Raw genomic sequence first — 8,164 nt, 5'->3', positions numbered from 1 at the left:
CCCGGACGCCCGCCTCAAACCCAACCCACCCCCAGCCCCTCCCTTTCAGGGAGGGGAGCCGCACACACCCCTCGACACCGCCTAACAAAAAGCCCAAATAGGGGCCATGTCGAAGCCCGCGCCAACCGATCTCGTTCCGCCGCAATGGAAGCGCAATCCGGTGGCCTTGTGGGTTTATATCGCGGCGGGTGTCGGCATGATCCTGCTGTCGGGCGGACGCATCGTGCTCGAGCGTATCGGGCTGCGACGCTGATATCTGCCCGCCCCCCGATCAAGCACGCGATCCGCGGCCTCGCATTGTCTTCCTAAAGTGTTGCCCACCCAACAGAGCAAAGGAAACGCATGAGCCGCAAGCCTGTCCCCGCGCAATCCGGTGATCGTAGTCGCGCTGAACTGGTGTTCGACCGGCCCCAATTGATGGCGCAACTGTTCGGGGAGTTCGACCAGAATCTGCTCGCGCTGGAGAACAAGCTCGGCGTCTATATCACCGCGCGCGGCAATAAGGTGGGGCTGGAGGGCAGCGCCGAAGCGGTGGCGCAGGCGCGCGATGTGCTGCACGGGCTCTACAACCGCATCGTGCGCGGCGAAGTGGTCGATCCCGGCCTGATCGACGCGGTCATCGCCATGTCGAGCGAGCCGACGCTCGCCGGGATCATCCAGGCCGATGCCGGTGGCGGCGCGGTGCCGCAAATCATGATCCGCACGCGCAAGAAGACGATCGTGCCGCGCACCATCGCGCAAGCGCATTACATGCGGCAATTGCTGAACAACGACATCATCTTCGCGCTTGGGCCAGCGGGCACCGGCAAGACCTATATCGCGGTCGCACAAGCCGTCGCGCAGCTCATCACCGGCAGCGTGCAGCGGCTGATCCTGTCGCGTCCGGCGGTGGAGGCGGGCGAAAAGCTCGGCTTCCTGCCCGGCGACATGAAGGAGAAGGTCGATCCCTATCTCCGCCCGCTCTACGATGCGCTCAACGACTGCCTGCCCGCCGAGCAAGTCGAACGGCGCATCGCCAGCGGTGAAATCGAGATCGCGCCGATCGCCTTCATGCGCGGGCGCACGCTGGCCGATGCCTTCATCATCCTCGACGAAGCGCAGAACACCACGCCTGCGCAAATGAAGATGTTCCTCACCCGCTTTGGCGAAAACAGCCGCATGGTGGTGTGCGGCGATCCCAAGCAGACCGATCTTCCCGGCGGGATGAACGCGTCGGGGCTGAACGACGCGGTCGGTCGGCTGGAGGGCGTCGAAGGCCTGTCGATCTGCCGCTTCGGCAGCGGCGACGTGGTGCGCCACCCGATCGTCGGGCGCATCGTCGAGGCGTATGAGGGGAAGGATGCTTGATTTTTGGGGCACCTTAGGATATACTATTTCAATATCCCGGATATACTGAGACGCACGATGGCATCGCTCTACATCAAGGATCCGGACACGACAGCATTGGCAGCACGGGTCGCAACTCGACTCGGCCTGAGTAAAACGGGCGCGGTAAAGAAGGCTTTGCAGGCGATTGAGGCCAATATGAACCGCGCCGATCGTCATCCGAATGCGCCCGAGTGGTTACAGCAGTTTTGGCGGGACCACCCCCTTCCGCCCCCTACCGGACTGTTGGCAGACAAGACGTTTTTTGACGAATTATCGGGCGATCTGTGAGCATTTTGATCGACGCATCGGCCCTTGTGGCCATGATCGCGGGTGAGGAGGAGGCCGTCGCATTGGCCGAGCGGGTCGACAGTCATGTCGAGCGAATGCGTCCGCAATTGCCTATTGGGAAACGGTCGCGGCGCTTTGCCGCTCCTATGGATATGCCCCCGATGTGGCCAACCAAGTCGTGCGAAACTTCGTCGACAAGCGCGTGATACGTATCAATCCCGTCTCGTTTGCAGAGACGCAAGTCGCGATAGACGCCTACGCACGCTATGGAAAAGGCCGCAGCCCCGCGAGCCTGAATATGGGTGATTGCTTCGCTTATGCCTCGGCGACGACGAGCGGAGCCGAACTTCTTTATAAGGGCAATGATTTCGCCCTAACGGACCTCGCATGATCTTACGAAAATTGCAGCAAGGGCAGCGGACATCCCGCTGAGCTCAACATGGGCGATTGCTTCGCTTATGCCTGCGCCAAAACCAACGACGCCAAATTGCTCTACACGGGCAACGACTTTGCAAATACGGACATGGCCTGATGCTTGAAATCGCCCTTTCGCGCGAAGATGTCTGGCCCGAGCAGGATTGGGAGGCGCTTGCCACCCGTGCCGCGACGGCGGCGATCGAGCGCACGCCGCACGACCCCCTGCTCTCCGTCACCGCCACGGTCGAAATCTCGATCCGGCTGACCGACGATGCCGAGGTGCAGACGCTCAACGCGCAGTATCGCCAGAAGGACAAGCCGACCAACGTGCTGTCCTTCCCGATGGTGCAGGCCGATCTGCTCGACACGATCGACCAGAATAGCGACGATGGCGAGGTGCTGCTCGGCGACATCGTGCTCGCTTATGAGACGTGCGTGCGCGAGGCCGCCGAAAAAGGCGTGAGCGTCGATGATCATGCGTCGCATTTGATCGTGCATGGCACGCTGCATTTGCTAGGGTACGATCATCTCGACGATCGGGAGGGCGATGCGATGGAGGCGATCGAAATCGACGCGCTCACCGCCCTTGGGATCGCCAACCCTTATTGTCTCGAAGAGGACTAAACGACCGCCATGCCCGACGGCCAAAGTACGACCGGCACCGCCAGCCATCTCGGCGGTGCCCCGCATAACGAAACCAGCATCTGGCGGAGTTTCCGCAGCTGGATTTCGGGTCATTCGGGCGACGAGTCGCTCCGCGCCACGCTCGAAGAAGCGATCGACGCGCATGAGGACGACCCGGCACCCGACGCCAAGGGCGACCTCTCCCCGCTCGAACGCACGATGGTGCGCAACCTGCTCCATTTCGGCGAGCGCGATGCGGGCGATGTCGGCGTGCCGCGCGCCGACATCGTCGCGGTCGAGGAGCAGACCAGCTTCGCCGATCTTGTGCGGCTGTTCGCCGAGGCCGGGCATAGCCGCCTGCCGGTCTATCGCGAAAAGCTCGATACGATCATCGGCATGGTGCATATCAAGGACGTGTTCGCGATCCTCGCCACCGGGGCCGAGCATCCGGCGAGCATCGCCGCGCTGATCCGCGAGCCGCTCTATGTGCCGATGTCGCGTGGTGCGCTCGATCTGCTGGCCGATATGCGCCAGAAGCGCGTGCATCTTGCGATCGTGCTCGACGAGTATTTCGGGACCGAGGGGCTGGTTACGATCGAGGATCTGATCGAGGAGATCGTCGGCGACATTGAGGACGAGCATGACGATGCGCCGCATTCGCTGCTCGTGCCGCTGGATGGGGGCGCATGGGAGGCCGATGCCCGCGCCGAGCTGGAGGATGTCGGCGAGACGATCGACCCGCGCCTGGCCGAGGTGGATGGCGACATCGACACCATCGGCGGCCTCGCTGCGGTGCTTGCCGGGCACATGCCGCATGTCGGCGAATGCCTGGTGCACGACAGCGGCTGGACGCTGGAAATCACCGCCGCCGACACGCGCCGCGTGCTGGGCGTGCGACTGCATCCGCCCAAGGCCGAGCCAGAGCACGCCTAACCAGGCCCCCTGCCCCGCGCCCCACCGCAAGCCGGAAAGTTAGGGGAAAGTTAGGCGTAAACGCCATCGTTCGTCCTCCCTCCGGGGCGATGGTTACAGGCTGTCTGCGGGGTCCATCATTGCCGGGGGAGCATGGCATAAGCGCCGCGATGTAGGACAGGGGTAGAGCCGCCCGGCACCGCCGCGCCATGCCTTATCCGGCGCTTGCCCAGGACAGGATCGATTTGGTCAGTGCTTCCGCCACGGGCTCGCCGCGCCCAGGACCGATGATCACGAATTCCATCTCGGGCAATATGGGGAGCGCGGCATCGGCGGTAATTCTAGCCAAGCCCGCTGGCAGCAAGCGCAGCGAATGCGGCATCATGCCGAGGCCAGCGCGCGCGGCGGCGGTCAAGCCGCTGAGGCTGGCGCTGGTGAAGGCGACGCGCCACGGTCGCCGCGCCTGATCGAGCGTCGCGATCGCCATGGCGCGGGTGACGCTGGGGGGCGGATAGAGCAACAGCGCCAGCGCACCCTCCGCATCCGGCTGATAGCCGGGGCGCGATACCCATTCAACCGCTTCGCGCCACGCCGTCACGCCGCGCGGATCGCCCGAGCGACGTTTGACGAAGATGATATCGAGCGTGCCGGCGTCGAACGCATCGTAGAGATTCTGGCTGAGCCCTGCGGTCACCACCAAATCCACCTCCGGGTGGCGCCGCGCGAAACTGGCCAGCACATCGGGCAGCGCCGACAGCACGAAATCCTCGGACGCGCCAAAGCGCAGGCGCCCGCGCAACGGGGTGCCGGATACCTGCCGCTCCAGCGCGCCATAGGCATCGAGAATGCGTCGGGCAGGATCGATCAAGGTCTCGCCATCGACCGTCAGCGCCACCCTGTGGGTGTCCCGCGCGAACAGGCTGCGCCCCAGGGTCGCCTCCAACCGTTTGATTTGCTGGCTGACGGTCGACTGGCGCGTGCCGAGCACGCGCGCCGCCGCAGTGAAGCTGCCCGTCTCAGCCACGGTCACGAAAGCAACCAGCAAATCGGGGTGGACGGCATCCATAGTCATCATGATAGATGATAACTGTTATTGCTGCCATCACAATTGTGCGTAAGCAGTTAGCCGCCTAAGTCGGCGGGGCCTCCTTCAGGATGTTTGCCATGCCCACTGTCCGCTCGCTAATCGCGCGTTCCCCGATCGACCCGTATTTGCTGCTGTTGATCGGCACGGTCGGGCTCGCCATCCTTCTGCCCGCGCGCGGCACCGCCCAGCCGCTGGCGGAAAGCGCAGTGACGGTGGCCGTCGGGTTGCTGTTCTTCCTCTATGGCGCGCGCTGTCGCCCGCAGCGGTCTGGGCGGGGATTTCGCATTGGCGACTGCAATCGCTGGTGTTCGCCAGCACCTTCGTGATCTTTCCGATCATCGGGCTGGGGGCCTCCTGGGCGGTGCGGGGCTTGCTGCCGCCCGACATTGGCGTGGGCCTGCTCTATCTGTGCCTGTTGCCCTCGACCGTGCAATCCTCGATCGCCTTTACCGCGATCGCGCGCGGCAATGTGCCCGCCGCATTGTGCAGTGCCTCGCTCTCCAATCTGCTTGGCGTGGTGCTGACCCCAGTGCTGGTGGCGGTGCTGCTGTCCACGGCCGGGGGCGGCTTTTCGATCACGGCGATCGAGGGCATCGCCTTGCAGATCCTGCTGCCGTTCGTCGCCGGGCAAGCGGTGCGGCCGTGGATCGGGGCGTGGCTGTTGCGCCACCGCACACTGACCGCAGTGGTCGATCGCGGATCTATCCTGCTGGTGGTCTATGCCGCGTTCAGCGCCGGCGTCGTCGCGGGCGTGTGGACCAGCCTGTCGGTGTCCGACCTGGTGATCGTGCTGGCGGTCGACCTGATAATCCTGGCGATCATCATCGCCGTGACCACCCTGCTCAGCCGCCGTCTGGGATTTTCAACCGAGGACGAGATCGCAATCGTATTTTGCGGATCGAAGAAGAGCATGGCGGGCGGCATTCCGATGGCGACGATCCTGTTCGCCGGGCATGCGGTCAGCTTGATCGTGTTGCCGCTGATGCTGTTCCACCAGGCGCAATTGTTCGTCTGCGCGACGCTGGCGCGTCGTTATGCCAAGCGGCCGATCGAAGACGCGCCGCCGGCCGCCGCGCAGCCGAGCCCGGTTCGCATCTTGACCAGTGCATGATGCCACCGCGCCCGCGTTTATATTAGCCGCCCGATCACTCTACGCGGATTAATCCATTTCTCCGATCAAGCGCGCCATGCCATCCTCTGCGAAAGCCAACCAGAAGCCGCATTGGAGACTGCCATGAATGCCGAAACGAAATGCCCGATGGGTGGGGGCAAGGTGGATGGCAATGCCGTCCTGTTCGAAATGACCAACCGCCTGTGGTGGCCGAACCAGCTTGACCTGACCGTGCTCCACCAGAACCCGCCAGCCGGCGACCCGATGGACCCCGATTTCGATTATGCCGAGGCGTTCAAGGCCCTCGATCTGGCGGCGGTGAAGGCCGACATCTTCGCACTGATGACCGAATCGCAGGACTGGTGGCCGGCCGATTTCGGCCATTATGGGCCGCTGTTCATCCGCATGGCGTGGCATAGCGCGGGCACGTACCGCATTGGCGACGGGCGCGGTGGCGCGGGCAGCGGGCAGCAGCGCTTCGCCCCGCTCAACAGCTGGCCGGACAATGCCAATCTCGACAAGGCGCGTATCCTGTTGTGGCCGATCAAGCAGAAATACGGGCGGGCTTTGTCCTGGGCCGATTTGCTGATCCTGACCGGCAATTGCGCCTTGGAATCCATGGGTTTCAAGACCGCCGGTTTCGCCGGTGGCCGCGTCGATGTGTGGGAACCCGCCACCGACGTGAACTGGGGGGCCGAGCGCGAGTGGCTGCAGACCAGCGACAAGCCCGGCGGCCGCTATTCGGGCGAACGCGAACTCGCCGATCCGCTGGCGGCGGTGCAGATGGGGCTGATCTACGTCAATCCCGAAGGCCCCGACGGCAACCCCGACCCCGTGCTCGCGGCGCACGACATTCGCGAGACGTTCGCGCGCATGGCGATGAATGACGAGGAAACCGTCGCGTTGATCGCGGGCGGCCACACCTTCGGCAAGACGCACGGTGCCGCCGTGCCCGACCAATATGTCGGCCCCGAGCCCGAAGGTGCCGGGATCGAGCAGCAGGGCCTGGGCTGGGCCAACAGCTATGGCACCGGCAATGGCGCGGACACCATCACCAGCGGCCTGGAAGTGACCTGGACGCAGCAGCCGACCAAATGGACCAACCTGTTTTTCGACAACCTGTTCGGCCATGAGTGGGAACTGACCAAAAGCCCGGCGGGCGCGCATCAGTGGGTCGCCAAGGATGCGGCGGAAGACGTGCCCGACGCGCATATCGCGGGCAAGAAGCATCGCCCGACGATGCTGACGACCGACCTCTCACTGCGTTTGGACCCCATTTACGGGCCAATTTCGAAGCGCTTCCACGAAAACCCCGACCAGTTCGCGACCGCTTTTGCCGAGGCGTGGTACAAGCTGACCCACCGCGACATGGGGCCGCACGTGCGCATGCTGGGGGCGGAAGTCCCCGCCGAGCCGCGTATCTGGCAGGACCCGGTGCCCGCGCCTACGCATCCGCTGATCGACGAAGCCGATGCGGCGGCATTGAAGGCACAGATCCTGGACTCGGGCCTGTCGATCTCGCGGCTGGTGAAGACGGCGTGGGCCTCGGCCTCGACCTTCCGTGGCACCGACAAGCGCGGCGGGGCGAATGGCGCACGTATCCGGCTCGCTCCGCAAAAGGATTGGGCGGTCAACGAGCCGGTCGAGCTGGCCGAGACGCTGGCCAGGCTGGAGGCGATCCAGGCGGGGTTCAATGCGGGCGGCAAGACCGTCTCGCTGGCCGATTTGATCGTGCTGGGCGGCAATGCTGCAGTGGAGGCGGCGGCTAAAAAGGCCGGGCATGACGTGTCCGTACCCTTCACGCCGGGGCGCACCGATGCGTCGCAGGAACAGACCGACGCGCATTCCTTCGCGCCGCTGGAGCCCAAGGTCGATGGCTTCCGCAACTATGTCGGCGGGCCTTCGCAATATTCGGCGGAGGAATTGCTGGTCAACCGCGCGCAATTGCTGACGCTGTCCGCGCCGGAAATGACGGTGCTGGTCGGTGGCCTGCGCGTGCTGGGAGCGAACTTCGGTGGCTCCAACCACGGCGTGTTCACCGATCGACCGGAGACGCTGACCAACGACTTCTTCGTCAATTTGCTCAAGACCAGCACGGCGATGAAGTGGACCGCAAGCGAGGACGGTGTGTTCGTCGCGCGCGACCGCAAAACCGGAGCCGAGCAATGGGCGGGCACGCGGGTGGACCTGATCTTCGGCTCCAACTCGCAACTGCGCGCGCTGGCCGAGGCCTATGCCACCGACGATGCTGGGGCGGCGTTCGTCCGCGCCTTCGTGGCGGCGTGGACCAAGGTGATGAACCTCGACCGGTTCGACGTGGCGTGATCCGGTCGATCCGCTGAACCGAGAAAGGCCGT

Annotated in this window: 8 protein-coding genes and 1 pseudogene; 8 read left to right on the top strand and 1 reads right to left on the bottom strand. The window is 64.4% G+C overall.

The genetic code is table 11. The annotated features are described in order from the left end of the window. Positions 1-106 precede the first annotated feature (106 nt). From NW75_RS24485 to NW75_RS12310, 6 genes are all read left to right on the top strand, one after another. Complete coding sequence (locus tag NW75_RS24485) at positions 107-253, top strand: hypothetical protein (protein ID WP_156143031.1); 147 nt, start codon at positions 107-109, stop codon at positions 251-253. 89 nt (positions 254-342) lie between these two features. After that, on the top strand, positions 343-1,347 hold the full coding sequence (locus NW75_RS12330) for a PhoH family protein (RefSeq protein ID WP_033965520.1): 1,005 nt from the start codon (positions 343-345) through the stop codon (positions 1,345-1,347). 57 nt (positions 1,348-1,404) lie between these two features. Then, positions 1,405-1,656 (top strand): type II toxin-antitoxin system VapB family antitoxin, encoded by a 252-nt coding sequence (locus NW75_RS12325; protein ID WP_033965519.1) that lies wholly within the window; start codon positions 1,405-1,407, stop codon positions 1,654-1,656. A gap of 61 nt (positions 1,657-1,717) precedes the next feature. Continuing rightward, positions 1,718-2,047, top strand: a complete 330-nt coding sequence (locus tag NW75_RS12320) for a type II toxin-antitoxin system VapC family toxin (RefSeq protein ID WP_197057803.1) — start codon at positions 1,718-1,720, stop codon at positions 2,045-2,047. A gap of 140 nt (positions 2,048-2,187) precedes the next feature. Further along, entirely contained in the window at positions 2,188-2,697 is a 510-nt protein-coding gene (gene ybeY / locus NW75_RS12315) for an rRNA maturation RNase YbeY (RefSeq protein WP_033965518.1), read from the top strand. Positions 2,698-2,706: 9 nt separating this feature from the next. Beyond that, positions 2,707-3,630: a hemolysin family protein gene (locus NW75_RS12310; protein WP_033965516.1), complete on the top strand. Its 924-nt coding sequence runs from the start codon at positions 2,707-2,709 to the stop codon at positions 3,628-3,630. Between the two features lie 193 nt (positions 3,631-3,823). On the opposite strand, the gene NW75_RS12305 is transcribed toward NW75_RS12310, so the two are convergent. Next, a complete protein-coding gene (locus tag NW75_RS12305) occupies positions 3,824-4,675 on the bottom strand; it encodes a LysR family transcriptional regulator (RefSeq protein ID WP_033965515.1) in 852 nt (283 codons plus the stop codon). A gap of 98 nt (positions 4,676-4,773) precedes the next feature. On the opposite strand from NW75_RS12305, the pseudogene NW75_RS12300 reads away from it, so the two are divergent. Beyond that, positions 4,774-5,807 (top strand): annotated as a pseudogene (locus NW75_RS12300) (bile acid:sodium symporter family protein). A 123-nt stretch (positions 5,808-5,930) separates the two neighbouring features. Then, positions 5,931-8,132 (top strand): catalase/peroxidase HPI, encoded by a 2,202-nt coding sequence (gene katG / locus NW75_RS12295; RefSeq protein WP_033965513.1) that lies wholly within the window; start codon positions 5,931-5,933, stop codon positions 8,130-8,132. The last annotated feature ends 32 nt before the right edge of the window (positions 8,133-8,164 follow it).

It is taken from the genome of Sphingomonas sp. Ant H11, assembly GCF_000797515.1.
Classification (GTDB): domain Bacteria; phylum Pseudomonadota; class Alphaproteobacteria; order Sphingomonadales; family Sphingomonadaceae; genus Sphingomonas.
The sequence above is the reverse complement of the archived record's forward strand: the minus strand, read 5'-3'. Positions and strand labels throughout refer to the sequence as shown.